This window comes from Streptomyces sp. NPDC028298 (assembly GCF_055565895.1).
In genome coordinates this window covers 1,595,430-1,614,369 of the sequence record NZ_JBVHTL010000001.1, presented here as the reverse complement: position 1 = coordinate 1,614,369, position 18,940 = coordinate 1,595,430, and the positions used below count along the sequence as shown (strand labels likewise).

The 18,940-nt window shown below is 71.9% G+C and carries 14 protein-coding genes; 6 read left to right on the top strand and 8 right to left on the bottom strand.

Annotated features, from left to right (window positions below):
• The first annotated feature begins 436 nt into the window (after window positions 1-436).
• Entirely contained in the window at window positions 437-2,173 is a 1,737-nt protein-coding gene (locus tag ACZ4TO_RS07030; RefSeq protein ID WP_468023633.1) for a DUF2264 domain-containing protein, read from the top strand.
• Between the two features lie 48 nt (window positions 2,174-2,221).
• The gene (locus ACZ4TO_RS07025; protein WP_468023632.1) at window positions 2,222-2,962 is read left to right on the top strand and encodes a rhomboid family intramembrane serine protease; all 741 of its coding nucleotides are present in this window, start codon (window positions 2,222-2,224) and stop codon (window positions 2,960-2,962) included.
• Window positions 2,963-3,028: 66 nt separating this feature from the next.
• Here ACZ4TO_RS07025 and ACZ4TO_RS07020 read toward each other — a convergent pair whose 3' ends face one another.
• Window positions 3,029-3,628, bottom strand: a complete 600-nt coding sequence (locus ACZ4TO_RS07020) for a TetR-like C-terminal domain-containing protein (RefSeq protein WP_468023631.1) — start codon at window positions 3,626-3,628, stop codon at window positions 3,029-3,031.
• Between the two features lie 244 nt (window positions 3,629-3,872).
• On the opposite strand from ACZ4TO_RS07020, the gene ACZ4TO_RS07015 reads away from it, so the two are divergent.
• Window positions 3,873-5,582: a PHP domain-containing protein gene (locus ACZ4TO_RS07015; protein ID WP_385041077.1), complete on the top strand. Its 1,710-nt coding sequence runs from the start codon at window positions 3,873-3,875 to the stop codon at window positions 5,580-5,582.
• Entirely contained in the window at window positions 5,579-6,199 is a 621-nt protein-coding gene (locus ACZ4TO_RS07010) for a hypothetical protein (RefSeq protein ID WP_468023630.1), read from the top strand. The genes ACZ4TO_RS07015 and ACZ4TO_RS07010 overlap by 4 nt, the downstream gene beginning before the upstream one ends.
• Window positions 6,200-6,254: 55 nt before the next feature.
• Here the strand turns inward: ACZ4TO_RS07010 and ACZ4TO_RS07005 are convergent, their stop codons facing one another.
• The 6 genes from ACZ4TO_RS07005 to ACZ4TO_RS06980 all read right to left on the bottom strand — a co-directional run bounded on the left by ACZ4TO_RS07005 (window position 6,255) and on the right by ACZ4TO_RS06980 (window position 15,251).
• Window positions 6,255-9,188, bottom strand: a complete 2,934-nt coding sequence (locus ACZ4TO_RS07005; protein WP_468023629.1) for a glycoside hydrolase family 2 TIM barrel-domain containing protein — start codon at window positions 9,186-9,188, stop codon at window positions 6,255-6,257.
• A gap of 12 nt (window positions 9,189-9,200) precedes the next feature.
• Window positions 9,201-10,094 carry a carbohydrate ABC transporter permease gene (locus ACZ4TO_RS07000; RefSeq protein ID WP_382788499.1) on the bottom strand — a complete coding sequence of 298 codons (894 nt, stop codon included), beginning with the start codon at window positions 10,092-10,094 and terminating at the stop codon, window positions 9,201-9,203.
• Window positions 10,091-11,056, bottom strand: coding sequence for a carbohydrate ABC transporter permease (locus ACZ4TO_RS06995; RefSeq protein ID WP_382788497.1), 966 nt, complete (start codon window positions 11,054-11,056; stop codon window positions 10,091-10,093). The genes ACZ4TO_RS07000 and ACZ4TO_RS06995 overlap by 4 nt, the downstream gene beginning before the upstream one ends.
• A gap of 21 nt (window positions 11,057-11,077) precedes the next feature.
• Window positions 11,078-12,340, bottom strand: coding sequence for an ABC transporter substrate-binding protein (locus ACZ4TO_RS06990; protein WP_385041092.1), 1,263 nt, complete (start codon window positions 12,338-12,340; stop codon window positions 11,078-11,080).
• A 273-nt stretch (window positions 12,341-12,613) separates the two neighbouring features.
• Window positions 12,614-13,861, bottom strand: coding sequence for an ROK family transcriptional regulator (locus ACZ4TO_RS06985; protein WP_468023628.1), 1,248 nt, complete (start codon window positions 13,859-13,861; stop codon window positions 12,614-12,616).
• Window positions 13,862-14,000: 139 nt separating this feature from the next.
• Window positions 14,001-15,251 (bottom strand): FAD-binding protein, encoded by a 1,251-nt coding sequence (locus ACZ4TO_RS06980; protein WP_468023627.1) that lies wholly within the window; start codon window positions 15,249-15,251, stop codon window positions 14,001-14,003.
• 229 nt (window positions 15,252-15,480) lie between these two features.
• Between ACZ4TO_RS06980 and ACZ4TO_RS06975 the strand changes: the two genes are divergently transcribed.
• Window positions 15,481-16,458: a hydroxyacid dehydrogenase gene (locus tag ACZ4TO_RS06975; protein ID WP_468023800.1), complete on the top strand. Its 978-nt coding sequence runs from the start codon at window positions 15,481-15,483 to the stop codon at window positions 16,456-16,458.
• Window positions 16,459-16,565: 107 nt separating this feature from the next.
• Here the strand turns inward: ACZ4TO_RS06975 and ACZ4TO_RS06970 are convergent, their stop codons facing one another.
• Window positions 16,566-17,414 (bottom strand): alpha/beta fold hydrolase, encoded by an 849-nt coding sequence (locus tag ACZ4TO_RS06970; protein WP_468023626.1) that lies wholly within the window; start codon window positions 17,412-17,414, stop codon window positions 16,566-16,568.
• A gap of 162 nt (window positions 17,415-17,576) precedes the next feature.
• Between ACZ4TO_RS06970 and ACZ4TO_RS06965 the strand changes: the two genes are divergently transcribed.
• A complete protein-coding gene (locus tag ACZ4TO_RS06965) occupies window positions 17,577-18,899 on the top strand; it encodes a radical SAM protein (RefSeq protein ID WP_385041101.1) in 1,323 nt (440 codons plus the stop codon).
• Window positions 18,900-18,940 lie beyond the last annotated feature (41 nt).

Here is an 18,940-nt window from a genome sequence, read left to right as displayed (position 1 = left end):
CCCGTGGGTTCCCGGGCCGCCGCCCGGGAGAGGCCAGTGTGGCACCCCGGAGTCGCACTTCGGCGGGTCCGGGGGAAATGTGCGCCCCGATCCGACCGGATCTGTAGGGTGCCGGGCCCCGGGAACGAGGGCGTGGTGCGGGGGAGCCGTGGAGGCGGAGCCGGAGGTGGGGCGCGGTGGTCGCACCCGCACGGGACCGCCCTCTAGAAAGCGCTTGCCGATCAGCGGTATCGTCCTGCCACCAGGTCCCGTCGCCTCGTCGCCCCGCCGTCCCGTCGGAGGAGCCCGTGTCCGGTGCCGAGGACCCTGGTGGGGGCGGGGCGAGCCCCTGGGGCGTTCCGACCGGAACCGGGGCGCCCCAGGTATCCGGCCCGGCCCGCCCGAGGACGGCCGGCGTCCGGGAGGCCGGGCCCGGCCCGGAACAGGAAGGCCCCTGATGCCCGCCGAGCCCGCCGAGGACAGGTCCCTGAGCCCGTACACCGGCCGCACGCGCGCCCATTGGGAGGCGGCCGCCGACTCCCTGCTCGCCGCCGTCGCCCCGTACGCCACCGACGACCAGGCCCTCTACCACTTCCCCGGAGAGCGCACGAGCAGCGCCGGGCGGCTCTCCGACGGCCTGGAGGGCTACGCCCGTACGCTCCTGCTGGCGGGCTTCCGCCGGGACGAGAAGGTCCTGGAGCGGTACGCGCGGGGTCTGGCCGCCGGAACGGCCGGCGTCTGGCCCCGGGTCGAGGACCGCAGCCAGCCCCTCGTCGAGGCCGCGTCGATCGCGCTCGCGCTCCGGCTGACCCGTCCGCTGCTGTGGGACCGCCTCGACGACGGCGTGCGGCAGCGGGCCGCCGCCTGGCTGGGCGACGCGCTGACGGCCGAACCCTGGCCCTGCAACTGGGAGTTGTTCCCGGTGACGGTCGGCGGCTTCCTCCAGGAGATCGGCCACGAGCCCGAGGCGTCGCGCGCCGCGATCGACCGTGGTCTGGAACGGATCGAGCAGTGGTACCTGGGCGAGGGCTGGTACACCGACGGCCACGGGCGCAAGTTCGACTACTACAACGGCTGGGCGATGCACCTCTATCCGGTGCTGCACGCCTGGCTGGCGGACGACGCCCGGCTCCTCGATCTGTACGCGGGCCGCCTGGAGGCCCATCTCGCCGACTACGCCCGCCTGTTCGGCGGTGACGGCGCCCCCATGCTCCAGGGCCGCTCGCTCACCTACCGCTTCGCCGCCACCGCCCCGCTGTGGCTCGGCGCGCTCACCGGCCGGACCCCCCTGTCCCCGGGCGAGACCCGGCGCCTCGCCTCCGGCGCCCTGCGTCACTTCCTCGACCGGGGCGCGGTGGACGGCAACGGCCTGCTCTCCCTCGGCTGGCACGGCCCCGACGAGTCGTTCGTGCAGCACTACTCGGGGCCCGCCTCGCCGTACTGGGCGAGCAAGGCCTTCGTCGCCCTGCTGCTGCCCCCGGAGCACGAGGTCTGGACGGCCACCGAGGAGCCGGGCCCGGCGGAGCGCGCCGACGCCGTCACCAGGATCGGGCCGCCCAACTGGCTGCTCCAGTCGACGCGTTCGGACGGTCTGGTCCGCCTCCACAACCACGGCAGCGAGGACGTCCGCTACGACCCCTACTACACGCGGCTCGCCTACTCGACGGCGACGAGGCCCTCACCCTCGTACGACAACAGCGTGATCGTCGGTGGCGACGCGAGCCGCACGGGGATCGTGGCGCTGGGGGTGGGGGAGGACTGGGCGGCGTCCCGGCACACCGTCGCGGAGGGCGTCGGCGCGGTCTGCCTCGTGGTCGCGCGGGGTGCCGTGGAGGTGCGGGCACACCTCGTGTCGGGCGCGGATCCCGGCACGCCGGTCCGTGTCACGGGCTGGGCCGCGCACGACGGCGCGCGCTCCGAACTCCTGCCGGTGCACGGTCTGTCGGCGACGGGGGAGGGCGTCACCGGAGAGGGCCCTTCCCTGTTCGTGGCCCTCGTCCGCCTCACCGCCGACCGGGACCCGCTCCCGCTCACGGACCTGGTGTCCGTGCGCGTGACGACACCCGAGGGAGCGGGACCCGGCGCGTACGACGTGACGGTGGCCTGGACCGCGGGAGGGGCGACGGCCTTCCGGTTCGACGCCACCGGCGGAATGGTCCCCCTGAGCGGCGGCGCCTTCACCGGCGTTGCCTAGAGTTCGGAGTGCGGCGGAAACGGATCCGCCGGAGCAGGGGGGTGTGTCATGGGTGGTTCGGACGTGGGCCGGGGCGGGGGCCCCGGGGACGCCGAGCTGATGATCGCGGAGGCGCGGAAGGCGTTCTTCGTGATGTTCGGGTTCCTGGCGGTCGTCTGGCTGCTGCAACTGGCCAACTACGCCGACGACTACGCCTTCTCGCGGGACTACGGTGTGGTGTCCGGCGATGTCACCTCGCTGCCCGACGTCCTCAGCGCGCCGTTCCTGCACTGGAGTTGGGCGCACATCGAGAGCAACTCCGGGCCGCTGTTCGTCTTCGGGTTCCTCGCCGCCTACCGGGGCGTGGTCCGCTTCCTCGGCCTGAGTCTGCTGGTCGCGCTGACCAGTGGGCTCGTGGTCTGGTTCTTCGAACGAGGAGACGTGGACACGGTCGGGGCGAGCGGCCTGATCTTCGGGTACTTCGGCTACGTCGTGGTACGCGGGATCTTCGACCGCCATCTGATCGACACGCTGATCGGTGTGGTCATGGCGGCGTCCTTCGCCTACATGCTCACCGTGGCGGTGCCCGGAACGCCGGGGGTGAGCTGGCTCGGCCACCTCGGCGGCCTGATCGGCGGCCTGGCAGGCGCCTGGATCTTCCGCGACCGCCGCCCCCGCGCCCTCCCGCCGACCGGCACCGGCACCGGCACGGGATCGGGATCGGGATCGGGCACGTCCGCCCCGTCCCTGAACCCCGCCAACCCCCGCGCCGACCTGCACAAGGAACTGGGAGATCTGGGACTGCTGTAGGCCTGCCGGCGCGAACGATCGGGCGGGCCCCGGCCGTGGATCGGATCGGCATCGAGGAGGAGACGGTCAGCCGGGCCGAGTGGCCTCGGCGCGTGGCCAGTTCTCCAGGGCGACGTGCAGGGCGTCCAGCGCGTGCCGCCAGGACGCCTCCACCGGGCGCGGGGCGCCGAAGCCGCCGATCGCCTCCAGCGTGCAGTAGCCGTGGAAGGTGCTGCGCAACAGGCGTACGGCGTCGGTCAGATCGGGCTCGGACAGCCCGTAGGCGCGGAGCATTCCCTGCGTGACCTCGGCGGTGACCTCGGCCGTGCGGCGGTACTCCGCCCGCTCCGCGACCAGGTCCGGGTCGAGCTGCGTATGGGTGGCCCGGTAGCGCCCGGGCCGCTCCAGCGCGTAGGCGCGATAGGCGTCGGCGAAGGCGACGAGCGCGTCCTTGCCGGCCCGTCCGGCCACGGCGGTGGCGATCCTGTCGATCATCTCGCCGGACGCCAGCAGCGCGATGCGCTCCCGCAACTCCCGGACGTTGCGCACGTGCGCGTACATGCTCGCGTCCTTCACCCCGAACTGCCGGGCCAGCGCGGCCACGGTGACGTTCTCGAAGCCGATCGCGTCCGCGAGATCGGCCGCCGCCAGCACGACCCGTTCGGTCGTGAGCCCGGCACGAGGCATGAGAACCACCTTTTCGCCACAGAACATTTCCTCGGGAACCCAGGCGGAAGCCTAGACCGCCTGATCGCGGACTCCGTGGAATTCGTGACGCAATGGACAGAGGCAACAGCAACAGGCCTATGGATAAAGCCAGTTGACCGATTCAGGACGTTCGGCGCACACGAGGGGGCCGCTCGCCGTTCATACTCCGCCCCGAATCTCCTCATGACGCGCCCGCAGGGGCGGGGCGACTCAGGAGGCGGTCATGGGGCACACGCACGGACACGAGCACGGGCATCACCATCACCACTCGCACGACCACGAGGGCACGGGCACCACGCTGCCCGCCGCCTTCGACACCACCGTGCCCGACGAGGCCCTCAGCCCCGAGCAGCAGTCGCGCCGCTCGCTCCTGCGCCGCGCGGGACTGCTGGGCGCCGGCCTCGCCGCCGCCGGTGTCCTCGCGGAGGGGGCCGCCACCCCCGCGTACGCCTCGACGGGAGGCCGCAGAAAGAACGGCTTCCTCTGGCTCGCCGGAGACCACCACATCCACACCCAGTACAGCAGCGACGGCAAGTACCGCGTCCGCGACCAGGTCCGCCAGGGCGCCGCGCACGGCCTCGACTGGATGGTCATCACCGACCACGGCAGCGAGACCCACGCCAAGATCGGTGTGGACAAGGTGAACCCGGACATCAAGGAGGCCCGGGACCTCCACGAGGACACCCTCGTCTTCCAGGGCCTCGAATGGAACATCCCGGCCGCCGAGCACGGCACCGTCTTCGTCCACCCCGGCCGCAACGAGGTCGCGGTCCTCAAGCAGTTCGAGACGGACTACGACGGCAGCGTCAAGGGAGCCACCGACTCGACGCCCGCCAACGAGGCGCTCGCCATCGCGGGCCTCGGCTTCCTGGCCGAGCAGGTAAGGCGCCGTCGCGTCAAGGACGTCCTGATGCTCGCCAACCACCCCGCCCGCAAGGGCCTCGACTCCCCGCACGAGATCCGGGCCTGGCGCGACGCGACCCCGGCGTCCCACCAGATCGCCGTCGGTTTCGAGGGCGCCCCCGGCCACCAGGCCGGCGGCATCGAGAAGACGTACGGCATGGGCGTGGCACGCGGTCTGTACGACAACAGCCCGAGCGCCAACTCCTTCGCCGGCTACCCGCTGGAGAGCTACCGCACCTGGGGCGGCTTCGACTGGATGACCGCCACCGTCGGCGGCCTGTGGGACAGCCTCCTCGCCGAGGGCAAGCCCTGGTGGATCACCGCCAACTCCGACTCCCACCAGGTCTACACGGACACCGCCGTACGCGGCGGGCCGGACAGCGACTTCAACCTCAACGGCCGGCACACCGACCCGGTCTACGGCGGCAGGATCGACACCACCCAGGGCGACTACTGGCCCGGCCAGTACAGCCGCACGCACGTCGGCTCCGACGGATTCTCCTACGCGGCCGTGATGGACGGCATCCGCGCCGGCCGGGTCTGGGTCGACCACGGCCAGCTCATCAGCGGTCTCGACGCGCGGGTCTCCGGCGGCGGGCGCTGGGCCACCCTCGGCGGCGCGCTGCACGTCCGCAAGGGCACCCGGGTCACCCTGACCGTGGACCTCGGACTGGCCGGCGGCCCCAACTGGGCGGGCTTCGTGCCGAAGCTGGCCCGCGTCGACGTCATCCAGGGCGACGTGACGGGCGCGGCCTCCGACCGGGACACGCTCACCGCCCCCACCGCGCGGGTCGCCAAGTCCTACGAGGTGAACAAGTCGTCCGGCACGGTCCGCCTCACCTACGACCTCGGCGCCGTCGACCGGCCGGTGTACGTCCGCCTGCGCGGCACCGACGGCAACCGCTCCGCCGTCGGCCTCGGGGGCGCGTCCGTCGACCCGGCGGGTCCGGCCGTGGACGTCCTCGGCGACGCCGACCCGTGGAAGGACCTGTGGTTCTACTCCAACCCGGTGTGGGTCCTCCCCTCGTGAGCGAGCCCTACGTCGTCGGAGTCGACACCGGTCACACGGGCGCCCTGCGGGAGGCCGACCATCTGCTGCGCTCGCTCGCCGCGGAACTCGGCCTTCCCGCGGACGTGCTGGGCTGCACGCACCACGTCCGGGACGGACGGCGGCCGCACACGGCGCTGTCCTTCGCCGTGCCGTCGGAGCACGCGGCCCGCGCGGCATGGCGCCGGCTCACGGAGACCGGCTCCGGCACGCCCGGCGCCGGCCCGGGCCCCGGGATTTCCCTCGGTGCCGCCTTTGGCGACGACCGGCACGGGCCCGGAGAGCTCGCCGCCGGAGCCGCCCACGCGGCCGCCGAGCACGGAACACGCACGGGCGGCCGTGCCGTCCTGTACCCGGGGTCCGGCGCCGTCACCGGAGTCCTGACCGTCGGGCGCCTGCTGGAGGTCTCCGCGGTGGACCGGGTCACCGTGCTCGGCTCGCCCGAGGGGGCCGCCCCGGAGGCGGAACTGGTCACCCGCGACCACGTGCGACCGGAGTGGCGCGAGGGCCGGCTCGTCCTCGCGACGATGCCGGCCGCGGGCGGCGCGCTGGTGCCCTTCGAGGTGCCGGACCCGACACCCTGCTGCGCCGACCACTGACGGGTGCGGCCGGACGGCTGGGGAGAGCCGTCCGGCCGCGTTCGGGACGCGGGCGTCAGTCCCGGATCGCGGAGAACACGAACGAGAACTCCGCCGGGGCCGCCCACAGTTGGTACCGCGGAAGGGCGCCGGGACCGCAGGACTGCGAACCGATGCCCTGCTGAGCGTGGTCGAGGTTGACCCAGACCGTGTCGCCGGGGACGAGATCCGTCAGATGACCGGCCGCGTCGAGCTGCTCGGTCGTCCAGCGGCGCGCGGTGAACCAGAACGCCGGGTCGCCCTCGACGCGCAGTCCGCCGATCTCGGCCCAGCGGACTCCGGGCCGCGCGCCGTTCTCCTGCGGGCGCACGTACGGTGTCTGCATCGCGTCGACCGTCGACTCCCACCGCCCGTTCGCGCAACCGGCCCTGGTGTCCGGATAGCCCTCTCCGGGACCACCCCCGAACCACGTCACCCGGTCCGCGGAGCCCGGGAGGCCGAGCCGCACGCCGAGACGCGGCAAGGGCAGCGCCCACCGGCCCTCCGGCGCCACGGACACGGTCAGCCGCAGCCGGGTGCCGTCGGAGGTCCAGCGGTAGACCGTGCGCAGGCCCACCTCACGGGCCGCGGGCGCCACCCGGGTGCGTACGGTCAGGAAGTCGTCGCCCGCCTCCACCGCGTCCAGGCGGTGCCGCATCCGGTGCAGGCCCAGGGCGCGCCAGAGCGGGCCGTGGCGGGCGTCCGGCTGCCAGTGCGCGCCGTTGTCGTTGTCGGTCGGGGCGCGCCACACGTCGAGACGGGGGCCGGTGACCCCGATCCCGCCGAGGGCCAGCAGCGCGCCGGTGCGGGCGTCGAAGGTGCCCGGCCCGAGGGTGACGACCCCGTCGCCGGGGACCGGAGCGGCCGAGGGTGTGAGGGCGGGCGGCGCGGGTTCCGTCAAGGGGACCTGGGTCCAGGCGACGACATGGCCGCGCGGCGCCCAGGCACTCTCCTCGGCCAGGACCGCCCGGATCGTCCACTGGGCGGCGGCGCCCCGCGGATCCACGGGCGGTGCCGGCAGCTTGACGTCGGCCGACCGGCCCGGCGTGAGCGCGGGCACCACGAGCGGGCCCGACTCGACCGTCTCGCCGTCGACTTGGTACGACCACACGAAGGCCAGAGAGGAAAGGTCCGCGAAGTCGTGGCCGTTGGTGACGCGAACGGTGCCGTCCCGGTCCGTGTCCGCGATCGGGTTCTCGGCGGAAGACGGGAGGGAGCCCCCGGCGTCGATGCGGACGGGCTCGACGACCTTCTTGAACTCGACGAGCCCGGGGGACGGCGTCCGGTCGGGGAAGACCAGCCCGTCGCACACGAAGTTCCCGTCGTGCAGTTCCTCGCCGAAGTCCCCTCCGTACGCGAACCCGTGGCGCTCGTCCCGGATTCCGTGGTCGATCCACTCCCAGACGAAGCCGCCCTGGAGACGGTCGTACGAGGTGAACAGCCGCTGGTAGTCGGCGATGCCGCCGGGTCCGTTGCCCATGGCGTGCCCGTACTCGCACAGGATGAAGGGGAGCCGACGCCGCTTCAGGCCGCCGCCGTCCTCATGCCGGCCGATCCTTTCGACCTCGGCGTGGTCGGCGTACATGCGGGAGTAGACGTCCGTGTCCCGGCAGTCGTGGTCGCCCTCGTAGTGCAGGAGCCGGGAGCCGTCCCGGCGGCGGATCCACTCCGCCATCGCGGTGAGACCGCGCCCGGTGCCGGCCTCGTTGCCGAGGGACCACAGCACGACCGACGGATGGTTCTTGTCGCGTTCGACCATGCGCGCCGCCCGGTCGAGCAGCGCGGGTGTCCAGCGCGGGTCGTCGACGGGGTTGTCGCGCCAGCCCTGTTCGGTGAAGCCGTGGGTCTCCAGGTCGCACTCGTCGACGACCCACAGGCCGTAGGTGTCGCACAGGTCGAGGAAGGCGGGGTGCGGCGGGTAGTGCGAGGTGCGGACGGCGTTGACGTTGTGCCGCTTCATCATCAGCACGTCCGCGAGCATGGTCTCCGGGTCGAGCGCGCGGCCCTTCTCCGGGTGCCACTCGTGCCGGTTGACGCCCTTGAAGAGGACGGCCGTGCCGTTGACCTTGATGAGGCCGTCGGCGAGTTCGACCGTGCGGAAGCCGATGCGCAGGGGGACGCGTTCCCCCTCGGTGACCAGTTCGCCGTCGTACAGCCGGGGTGTCTCGGCCGTCCAGGGCAGCACCGGGACGGTGACCGGGGTGCCGGTCCCGACATCGATGTCCAGGGCGGGGACGAGGACCCGCCCGTCGACGTCCGAGTCGACGCGCAGGGTCCCCAGGCCCTCGTGGTGGTCGTAGGAGGCGTGCACGAAGAAGTCGAGCACGCTGCCGGGCGGCCGGTGCAGCAGGGTGACGTCGCGGAAGATGCCCGGCAGCCACCACTGGTCCTGGTCCTCCAGATAGGAGCCGGCCGACCACTGGTGCACCCGGACCGCGAGCACGTTGCCGCCGGGCCTGAGCAGATGACCGACGGCGAACTCGTGCGGCAGCCGCGAGCCCTGGAACGTGCCGAGGTCCGTGCCGTTCAGCCAGACCCGGGCACAGGAGTCGACCCCGTCGAAGCGCAGGACCGTACCGCCGTCCGCGGGCCAGTCCGCGGGCAGGTCGAAGCGGCGCAGATGGTCGCCGGTCGGGTTCTCGGTCGGCACGCGCGGCGGGTCGACGGGGAACGGGTAGAGGTGGTTGGTGTAGATCGGCGATCCATGACCTTGCAGCACCCAGTGGCCGGGGACCTCCACTCCGGCCCAGCCGTCGGGCTCGTACCCCTCGCCGGCGAAGGAGTCGTCCTCGGCGTCGGCGGTGGGCGAGAGCCGGAAGTCCCAGCGGCCGTTCAGGGACAGGGACCGGGCGTCGGAGGCCGCGTACCAGGCGCGGGGCGGGAGGGCGCCGCTGCCGGGGGAGACGTCCTCGACGTGGTCGGTGGTGGACGGGGGAGAGGCCGGTGCTCCGGGAGAGGTGCGGAAAGACATGCGTCTCCTCGTTCAGCCCTTGATGCCTGTCCGCGCGATTCCCTGGACCAGCCAGCGCTGGAGGAAGAGGAACACGAACACCAGGGGCAGGATGGAAATGGCCGTGGCCATGAAGATCAGGTGGAAGTTGACGGTCTGGTTCGTCATGTACGAGGACAGGGCGACCTGGACGGTCCAGGCGTCGGGGTCCTGGCCGATGACCAGCGGCCACAGGAAGGCGTTCCAGCCGCTGATGAAGGTGATGGTCGCGATCGCGGCGAAGAAGTTGAGGGAGTTGGGCACCACGATGCGCCAGTACGCGCCCCAGTGACCGAGCCCGTCCATGCGCGCCGCCTCCTCCAGCTCCTTCGGGAACCCCAAGAAGTACTGCCGGAACAGGAAGCACGTGAAACCGCTGAAAAGCCCCGGGATGATGAGGCCGCGAAGACTGTCCACCCAGCCGAGCGACGACACGAGCACGAAGCTCGGCACGAAGGTCACGGCGGCGGGAACCATCAGGGTGACCAGCACCGCGTAGAAGACCTTGTCGGCGTGGCGGTACGGGATCCGCGCCAGGCCGTAGCCGGCGAGCGAGCACACCAGCAGCGTGCCGAGGGTGTGCAGCACCCCGACGACGGCGGAGTTCCACAGGGAGCGGGCGAAGGGGACGGTGGGGTCGTCGAACAGCTCACGGACGTTGCCCCACTTCAGGTCGGTGGGGAAGAACTGCCAGTTCTCGCCGGTGATCGCGGCGTCGGTCGACAGGGCGTTGCGCACGAGCAGATAGAAGGGGACGAGGAACAGCAGACCGGCGACCCCGGCGGCGAGGTACAGGCCGGTGCTGCCGAGGACACCGCCCGGACCGTTCCGCCGGCGCCTGCCCGGCGCCGCCGCGTGGGTCGTGCGGTCCTGGCCGACGGTGGTCATCCGGCCTCCTCCCCGCGTCCGAACCCCATGAACCTGCCCTGGAGCAGGGTCACGATGCAGATGAGCAGGGTCAGGATGACCGCGCCCGCACTGCCCGCGCCGTAGTCCTGGGCCTGGCCCAGCGCCGTGTAGTACAGCTCGACGAGCGGCGGGCGGCCCCAGGTGGTCTTCGAGAGCAGGTTGAAGAACTCGTCGAAGGCCTGGTAGGCGGCCACGAGGAGCAGCAGGACCACGGCCGTCGAGGTGGCCCGCAGTTGCGGCAGGGTGATGTGGCGGAAGGACTGCCACCCGGGACCGGCGCCGTCGATCGCGGCGGCCTCGTAGAGCTCGGGAGGGATGTTCTGCAGGGCGGCCAGGAAGAGGATCATGTAGAAGCCCGCCTGGAGCCAGAGCCGCGCGGTCACGATGACCAGCCAGTACCAGGGCGGATCGGGGTCGGCCAGCCAGGCGACGTTCTCGATCCCGAACCAGCCGAGGACGGTGTTCATCAGCCCGAAGCGGACCCCGCTGAAGATGGACATCTTCCAGATCAGCGAGGCGGCGACATAGCTGCACGCGGTCGGCAGGAAGAACACCGACCGCAGGAACGCCCGCATGAACCGCAGCCGGTTCACCAGCAGGGCGAGGCCCAGGGAGAGCGCCCAGGTCAGCGGCACGATGAACGCGGCGAACACGGTGAACGTCAGCAGTGAGCCGGTGAAGTCGCCGTTCTCCAGCATCTGACGGTAGTTGTCGAGGCCGACGAACGTGTGCGGGGTGACGGTGAAGCGTGCCTCGAAGAAGCTCAGCCACAGGCTCCAGCCGATCGGCACGTACACGAAGACGGTCAGGCCGATGAGGAAGGGGCCGGTGAAGAGCCAGAAGGCGAGGGTGCTGCCGCCTCGCCGGAACCGCCGTGGCCGGGCCGCGGTGGCCCCGGCCGGGGCGGAACGCGGGACACCGGGCGACGTGGTGGTCGACATGTCGGGGGTCCGTCCGCCGGTCTATCCGAAGAGCTTCTTCAGCTCGCGGTTCACGGTCCCGTCCGCCTTGTCGAGCGCGGCCTCCGGGTCGCCGTTCTTGCGGACGCAGTCGGCGAAGACGTCCTCGAGCGCGGTGATCATGGACTGGGTCCAGCCGATGTTGTCGAAGTGCCCGTACTCCCCGAAGAGTTCGACGCCCTCGGCGGGAAGTCCCGACTTGAGCTTGGTGGCGGAGGCGGCGAGCGAGGAACGCGGCGGGATGTGGAAGCCGTACGACAGCGACCAGTCCTCCTGGTACTTCTTCCGGTCGATCCAGAGCCATTTCACGTACTCCTTGGCCAGGTCGACGTTCCTCCCCTTGGCGTTGACGAACATCGACCAGCCGCCGTTGTAGACGGACGGCTTGCCCGAGTCGGTGACCTTCGGGAAGGGGAAGACCCCGAGGTCGTCGCCGAGCGCCTTCTGCATCTGCGGCATGGCCCACATCCCGCAGAACTGGATCGCGCACAGGCCCTGGTCGATCGCCGACGGGTCCCAGTAGTCGGCGGGGGCGTCGAGGAGCAGATGGCCGCTCGTGAACAGGCCCCGCATCTTCTTCAGTCCCTCCTTGACCCCCTCGGTGTGGTACGCGATCCGGTTCTTGTCGTCGAGGGTGTCGGCGCCCGCGGACCAGATCATCGGGTTGATGACGGCGTGCAGGTCGTTGCCGAGGAACAGGCCCTTCACCTTGCCCGTCGTCAGCTTCGCCGCCGCTTCGACGAGTTCGTCGAGCGTGGTCGGCACGTCGAGTCCCGCCTTCGCCAGCAGGGAGGGCCGGTAGAAGAAGAACTGCGGATCGTCGATCATGCGGACGCCGTACGTCTTCCCGTCGACGGTGTGCGAGGCGATGTCGGCCGGGTTGAAGTCGTCCTGGACCGGGCCCACGATGTCGCTCAGGTCCGCCACCTGGCCGCTCCTGACGAGCTGGATCTGTGGGTGGAACTCGAAGACGTCCGGCGCGTTCTCGGTGAGCAGCGACGCGAACAGCTTGCTCTCGAAGTCGCTGCCGGTGATCCACTGCGTGGTCACCCGCGCCTTGTCGTAGGCCTTCGCGTACCGCTTGATGGCCTGCTCGGTGCCCGCTTCCCCGTAGGCGTGGAAGTACTGCACCAGCTCCTTGCCCGAACTCCCGCCTCCGGAGCGCCCGTTGTTGCCGCCGCAGGCGGCCAGCGGCCCGAGGGCGGCGAGGCCGGCCGCGGCCCGCAGTACGGATCGGCGGTCCCGGTTGCTGCTCAATGCCGACATGGTGACGTCCTTGTCGTGTAGGCGGTTCGAGTGAGCTGTGCTGTGCCGGTCGGGTGCGGTCGTGGCTCGAACGTGGCGTGCGGTGCGGGACGTTAACCTTCCGCCAATGCTTCGGCAAGGGGTTGGACGAAGTCGGCGCGAAGCGTTGCCGGGGGTTCGGGATACCGGACGTCACGGCTCCCGTTTCCTCGGCGTGCCGACCTACGAATCGTCAACTCACTTACATATGAAGGCACTTGGAGCGCCGCATGCCCTCGGCTCCGATTCCGGCGGTCACGCCGGAGGCGCCGTGCGACTCCGTGCGGGAGCGGTCCCCCCGGCCTGCCGCCGGCCGGCCGGCTGGAGCGCCCCTTCGAGGGCGAACGTGGCGGCGCCCAGGCAGACCGGGTCCGTCGGAATGGGGGACAGGACGATCTCCGTGGCCGCGAGCGGACGCCGCAGCGCGTGCCGGGCGACGGCCTCGCGCACCTCCCGCAGCAGCGGTTCCCCGAGCGTGGCCGCGACCCAACTGCTCAGCACGACCACTTCGGGGTTGAGCAGGTTGACCAGGTCGGAGATCGCGGCGCCGAGATAACGGGCGGTGTCGCGCACGACCTTGACGGCCACCGGGTCCTGCGCGGCGACACCCGAGGCGAGGGCGTCGATGGTGGCGGTCTGGTCCTCCGGGTGCAGCAGCGGGCTCCCGGGGCTCAGCTCCCGCAGGTTCAGCATGATCCCAGGGGCCCCGACATACGTCTCCACGCAGCCGTGGTTGCCGCAGTGGCACAGCCGGCCGTCCAGCACCAGCGTGGTGTGGCCCCATTCGCCGGCGCTGTTGCTGACCCCGCGGTGCACTCCGCCCCCGAGCGCGAGACCGGCGCCCACGCCCGTGCCCAGATTGACCACGACCGCGTCACCGCGTCCCCGGGCCGCGCCGAACCACAACTCGGCGACCGCGCAGGCGCGCAGCGGGTTGTCGAGATACAGGGGGTGGGCGATGTGCTCGGCGAGCAGATCGAGCAACGGCACGTCGTGCCAGTCCCAGTTGGGGGCGTACTCCGCGACCCCGGTGTCGCGGTCGACCTGCCCGGGGACGCTGACCCCCACGCCCAGCACCCGCGTGCCCTCCACCCCGGACTGGGCGACCACCGAGCCGACGGCGGCGGCGACATGGCCGACCACCTGCTCCGGGCGGCTCTCGCCGGGGCGCATGTCCTCGTCGGCGCGGGCGAGCACGTTCAGGGCCAGGTCGAACAGCTCGACCCGGACGTACGTCTCCGCGATGTCGACGCCGATGAGGGCGCCCCCGGCCGCGTTCACCGCCACCAGCCCGCGCGGACGGCCGCCCGCCGAGTCCTCGAAGCCGACCTCGGTCAGCATCCCGAGGTCGAGCAGTTCACCCACGAGCGTCGCGACCGTGGCCAGGCTGAGCCCGGTCGCCGACGCCAGTTCCTGCCGTGAGGTGGGGGATTCGGCGATGATCTGACGCAGCACCTCGTACCGGTTCGCGGTGCGGATGTCGCGTGACGTACCGCGCTTCATGGGGCTCCCCTCGCTCCCGCGCACCGGTTCCCGGGCGCGTCGGCCCCTGCGCGCCGCGTCAGGCTACGGCCCGCCGGGGACATTCGACAAGGGGTTAGGAAATGGGGTGGAGGAAGGGTGGCGGCCGCGGTGGAGGAGATCAGGGGCGGGAACCGAGGAAGTCCCGCACGAAGGCGTTGGTGAAGGTCCCCGCCGGGTCGAGGGTGCCGGCCAGCGCCCTGAACTCGTCCAGCCGCGGGGACCGTTCGCGCAGCACCGCCGGGGGCACGGTGAACACCTTGCCCCAGTGCGGCCGGGGCCCGAACGGCTCCAGCGCCCGCTCCACCCGGCGGACCACCGGCAGAACGGCCCCGGTGTCCTCGATCCAGGTGAAGTGCAGGGCCACGGAGTCCCGGCCGTACGCCGGACTCAGCCACTGCTCGTCGGCGGCCACGGTCCGCACCTCACAGATCTGCAGCACCGGCGCGATCGTCCCGCGGATCGCGTCCAGCGCGTGCAGCGCCGCCAGGGCGTCCGAGCGCGCCAGCAGATACTCCGACTGCAGTTCGGCGCCGCTGCTCGGAGTGAACTCGGCCCGGAAATGCGGCAGTCGCTCGTGCCAGGGGCCCGGGACGCCGAGCTGCTCGGTGCAGTTGCGGGCGGGCATGCCCGGCACCGGGTGCAGGGCCTCGGTCGCGGGCGCCGCCCAGGGGAAGTCCGGCGCAGGCCGGTCCGTACGCCGTTTGAGCCAGACCTGACGGAAGCCGGGGCGCCCCCAGTCGGTGAACAGGCTCACGCTGTACGCGGATGCCGCGACCGTCTCGAAGTCCAGTCCCTCCAGCGGGAGTTCGGTGAACACATGCTGGCTCACCCCGAAGTCAGGTTCCAGGTCGAGCGTGAGCGCGGTGACGACACCGAGCGCGCCCAGCGAGGTCACGGCGCCGCCGAACCGCTCCTCGTCCCGGCCGATCACCAGGGTGGAGCCGTCCGCCGTGACCAGTTCGACCTCGCGCACGGCGGCGGCGAGCGGCCCGTTCGTCACCCCGGACCCGTGGGTGCCGGTGGCGACCGAACCCGCCACCGAGATGTGCGGAAGGGAGGCCATGTTGTGCAGCGCGAGTCCGTGCCCGTGCACCCGGCGGGCGAGTTCGGCGTACCGGACCCCGCCCGAGACCCGTACCGTACGGGCCGTCGTGTCGACGTCCACCACGGGCGGCAGCGCGTCCAGCGACAGCAGGACGCCCTCGGCGCCCGGCTCCGCGATCGCGTTGAACGAGTGCCCGCTGCCCAGCACCCGGACGCGCGAGCTGCCGGCGACCAGGGCGCGCAGCGCGTCGGGCGAGGAGGGCCGGTGCAGCTCCTTGGCCGCGTACGTGATGTTGCCGGCCCAGTTGGTCAGGGTCCGAGTCATCCCTGTCGTCCCTCCCGCGAGTCGCTGTGCGTGGCCCATGCAATGACCACCCCCGGGAACCTACCCCGTCGGTCCGCCGCGGTGGCAGAGCAGGCCATTGACCCTCTCACGTGGCGCGATCTACCGTAGAGAGCGCTTGCTGTCCTCGGTGTCACCGCATCGGAAGGCCACCTCCTTGCCCGAACGTCCAGTGGATCAGCCCTCCGAGCGTCCCGTGGCGATGTTCGCCATGACCCCCGAGAACGTGCCGCGGATCTTTCCGCCGGACCTCCTCGCCCGGCTGCGCGAGCGGGTGGACATCGATCCCTCGTTCGTGGCGGTCGACTTCACCGACCCGCGCGTACGGGCCCGGCTCGCGGACACCGAGATCCTGATCACCGGCTGGGGGTGCCCCCTCCTCGACGCGGCCGCGCTCGACGCGGCCCCGAAGCTGCGGGCCGTCCTGCACGCCGCCGGCTCCGTGAAGGGCTTCGCGGCCCCCGAGGTGTGGGAGCGCGGCGTCGTCGTCTCCTCGGCCGCCGCCGCGAACGCCCTGCCCGTCGCCGAGTACACGCTCGCCATGATCCTGCTCGCGGGCAAGGACGTCTTCGCCCACCGGGAACGCCTGCGCACCGAACGGGCCTTCCCCTACGGGCAGATCCTTCCCGGCATCGGCAACTTCGGCCGCCGCGTCGGCGTCGTGGGCGCCTCCCGCATCGGCAGACGTCTCATCGAACTGCTCCGCCCCTTCGACCTGTCGGTGAGCCTCGCCGACCCCTACGTCGACGAGGCCGGGGCGGCCGCCCTCGGTGTTCCCCTGCTGCCGCTCGACGAACTGCTCGCCGGCAGCGACATCGTCACCGTCCACGCCCCGCAGACCCCGGAGACCCGGCATCTGATCGGCCGCCGCGAACTCGCGCTCATGCCCGCCGGATCGGTGCTCATCAACACCGCGCGCGGCTCCCTGGTCGACCACGACGCGCTGATCGAGGAGCTGCGCGCGGGGCGGGTCGGCGCGATCCTCGACGTCACCGACCCCGAGCCGCTGCCCGCCGACTCCCCGCTGCACGACCTCCCGAACGCCTTCGTCACCCCTCACCTGGCCGGCTCCCAGGGCAACGAGGTCGCCCGCCTCGGCCTGACCGTCCTGAGGGAGGCCGAGCACCTGCTGTCCGGGAGGACGCCGGAGTTCCTGATCGACGCGGGGGAGCTGGAGCGGAGCGCCTGACCATGTCGCAGCCGACCCGTCTCCGGCGGGCCCGACCGCGCGTACGGCCCGCTCCGGCGGCCCGCCCGGGTCTCACCCGGCGGGGTGTGCGTCGTAGGACCCGGCCCTCAGCGGGCGGGCCCGGCCAGGAACGCCTCCGTCGTCGTCACGAACAGCTTCGGATCGTCGAGCCACGGGAAGTGGCCGGCCCCGCTCTGGACGACGAGCTCGGCGTCCGGGAACAGGGCGGCGACCTCGGTCATCGCGGGCGCCGGGGAGTTCAGGTCGACCTCTCCGGCGAGCACGAGGACGGGGGAGGTCAGGCGGCCGAGGGCCGCCCGGGTGGTCTCCGGCGCGAAGGCGCCGTCGGCGAAACGGGCCGCGGCCCCGTGGTTCTTGTGCGCGTCCTCCGCGTCCCGGTGCGCCCGCGCGGCCTCGTCCCAACGCCCGTACCAGAACGGGGCGATGGCCCGGAACGCGTCGGCGTCGCCCTGTCCGCCGACGATCGTCTCCAGGGCCGCGAACGCCTCCGGGAACCACGGCTCGCCCTCGCGCAGCAGCGCCGTCGCCCGTCTGGTCTCCGGAGCGATCCCGATCCCGAGGGCGGAGACGCTCGGCGTGATCAGCGCGAGCCGCCGGACCCGCTCCGGGTGCCGCTGCGCGTACAGGACGGCCGTGTTCGTCCCGGCGGAGTGCCCGAGCAGGTCGATCCGGTCGAGACCGAGGTGCTCGCGCAGGGCCTCGACGTCGTCGACGAGCCGGTCGCAGCGGTACGAGGCGGGGTCCGCCGGGATCGCGGACCGGCCCGTGCCGCGCGGGTCCGCCATGATCAGCCGCCGGTGCGCGGACAGTCCGCCCAGGTCACCGAGGTACGCGCAGTCCTGCATCGGGCCGCCGGGCAGACACACCACCGGCGGTCCGTCCCCCCGGGTGTCGAAGGCCAGCTCGGTCCCGTCGTACGAGGTGAAGGCAGGCATGGCGACGACTCTCCCAGCGGCGCCCGGACGGAGCAAACGAGATCCGCCGCGGCGGCCGTCTCCGGCGACGCGGGGGACCCGGCACGGCCGATGTCCGGGCGGGGGCATACCGTGAGGAGTCGAACACGTCAGACGAAGCAGGTCGGGAGCGAGGAGAACGGGATGGGCAGCCGCACCGCGCTGGTCGAGGATCTGATGGAGCGGTTCCCGCACGTGCCACGGGAAGCCGTCATCAAGGAGGACCTGCTCCGCGGGGGCGTGGCCTTCGACGCGTCCGCGCTCAGCGACAACGAGGGCGGCGAGGTCAAGCCGAAGTCGTACTTCATCTTCTCCTTCGACCACGGCACCCTGCCCGAGCTGGGCGAGGCCGCGCTCCGGCGCCCGCCCGAGGAGATCATCCTCACCGGCGGCCCGTACGACCTGCGGCGCACCGTGGTGTCCGTGCGCGTGAACCCGACCTCGCCCTACCGGGTCGCCGCCGACGACGAGGGCGTCCTCGGGCTCTACCTCGACGGGAAGCGGATCTCCGACGTCGGCGTGCCGCCGATGCCCGAGTACTACCGGCACAAGCTCTCCAACGGGAAGTCCGTGATGGAGGTGGCCCCGACGATCCAGTGGGGCTACCTGATCTACCTCACCGTCTTCCGGGTCTGCCAGTACTTCGGTGCCAAGGAGGAGTGCCAGTACTGCGACATCAACCACAACTGGCGCCAGCACAAGGCGGCGGGCCGTCCCTACACCGGGGTCAAGGACGTCGAGGAGGTCCTGGAGGCCCTGGAGATCATCGACCGGTACGACACCGCGAAGGCGTCGACGGCGTACACCCTCACCGGCGGTGCGATCACCAAGACGGTCTCCGGCCGTGACGAGGCCGACTTCTACGGCCACTACGCCAAGGCCATCGAGGAGAGGTTCCCCGGTCGCTGGATCGGCAAGGTGGTGGCCCAGGCGCTGCCCCGCGACGACGTACAGCGGTTCAAGGACTACGGCGTGCAGATCTACCACCCCAACTACGAGGTGTGGGACGAGTATCTGTTCAAGATGTACTGCCCCGGCAAGGAGCGTTACGTCGGCCGCGACGAGTGGCACAAGCGCATCCTCGACTCCGCCGAGATCTTCGGCGCCCGCAATGTGATCCCGAACTTCGTCGCGGGCGTGGAGATGGCCGAGCCCTTCGGCTTCACCAGCGTCGACGAGGCGATCGCCTCAACCACCGAGGGCCTGCGGTTCTTCATGTCGCAGGGCATCACGCCCCGCTTCACCACCTGGTGCCCCGAGCCGACCACCCCGCTGGGCAAGGCCAACCCGAACGGCGCGCCGCTGGAGTACCACATCCGCCTGCTGGAGGCCTACCGCGCCACGATGGACGACTTCGGGCTCCAGTCGCCGCCCGGGTACGGAGAGCCCGGTCCGGGCCGCGCGGTCTTCTCCGTCAGTTCCTTCATGGACAGCCTCCCCGCGCAGGAGCCGGTCTCCCAGGTGTGACCCGTGCCCTCGGGGCGCACCCGCACGGCCCGGACGTCGTC

Excerpts from the sequence above, each read along its gene's own strand:
- ACZ4TO_RS06980 (WP_468023627.1), bottom strand. The coding sequence starts at position 15,251 with ATGACTCGGACCCTGACCAACTGGGCCGGCAACATCACGTACGCGGCC.
- ACZ4TO_RS06990 (WP_385041092.1), bottom strand. The coding sequence starts at position 12,340 with ATGTCGGCATTGAGCAGCAACCGGGACCGCCGATCCGTACTGCGGGCC.
- ACZ4TO_RS06970 (WP_468023626.1), bottom strand. The coding sequence starts at position 17,414 with ATGCCTGCCTTCACCTCGTACGACGGGACCGAGCTGGCCTTCGACACC.
- ACZ4TO_RS07030 (WP_468023633.1), top strand. The coding sequence starts at position 437 with ATGCCCGCCGAGCCCGCCGAGGACAGGTCCCTGAGCCCGTACACCGGC.
- ACZ4TO_RS07020 (WP_468023631.1), bottom strand. The coding sequence starts at position 3,628 with ATGCCTCGTGCCGGGCTCACGACCGAACGGGTCGTGCTGGCGGCGGCC.
- ACZ4TO_RS06965 (WP_385041101.1), top strand. The coding sequence starts at position 17,577 with ATGGGCAGCCGCACCGCGCTGGTCGAGGATCTGATGGAGCGGTTCCCG.
- ACZ4TO_RS06995 (WP_382788497.1), bottom strand. The coding sequence starts at position 11,056 with ATGTCGACCACCACGTCGCCCGGTGTCCCGCGTTCCGCCCCGGCCGGG.
- ACZ4TO_RS07015 (WP_385041077.1), top strand. The coding sequence starts at position 3,873 with ATGGGGCACACGCACGGACACGAGCACGGGCATCACCATCACCACTCG.
- ACZ4TO_RS06975 (WP_468023800.1), top strand. The coding sequence starts at position 15,481 with ATGACCCCCGAGAACGTGCCGCGGATCTTTCCGCCGGACCTCCTCGCC.
- ACZ4TO_RS07000 (WP_382788499.1), bottom strand. The coding sequence starts at position 10,094 with ATGACCACCGTCGGCCAGGACCGCACGACCCACGCGGCGGCGCCGGGC.
- ACZ4TO_RS06985 (WP_468023628.1), bottom strand. The coding sequence starts at position 13,861 with ATGAAGCGCGGTACGTCACGCGACATCCGCACCGCGAACCGGTACGAG.
- ACZ4TO_RS07005 (WP_468023629.1), bottom strand. The coding sequence starts at position 9,188 with ATGTCTTTCCGCACCTCTCCCGGAGCACCGGCCTCTCCCCCGTCCACC.
- ACZ4TO_RS07025 (WP_468023632.1), top strand. The coding sequence starts at position 2,222 with ATGGGTGGTTCGGACGTGGGCCGGGGCGGGGGCCCCGGGGACGCCGAG.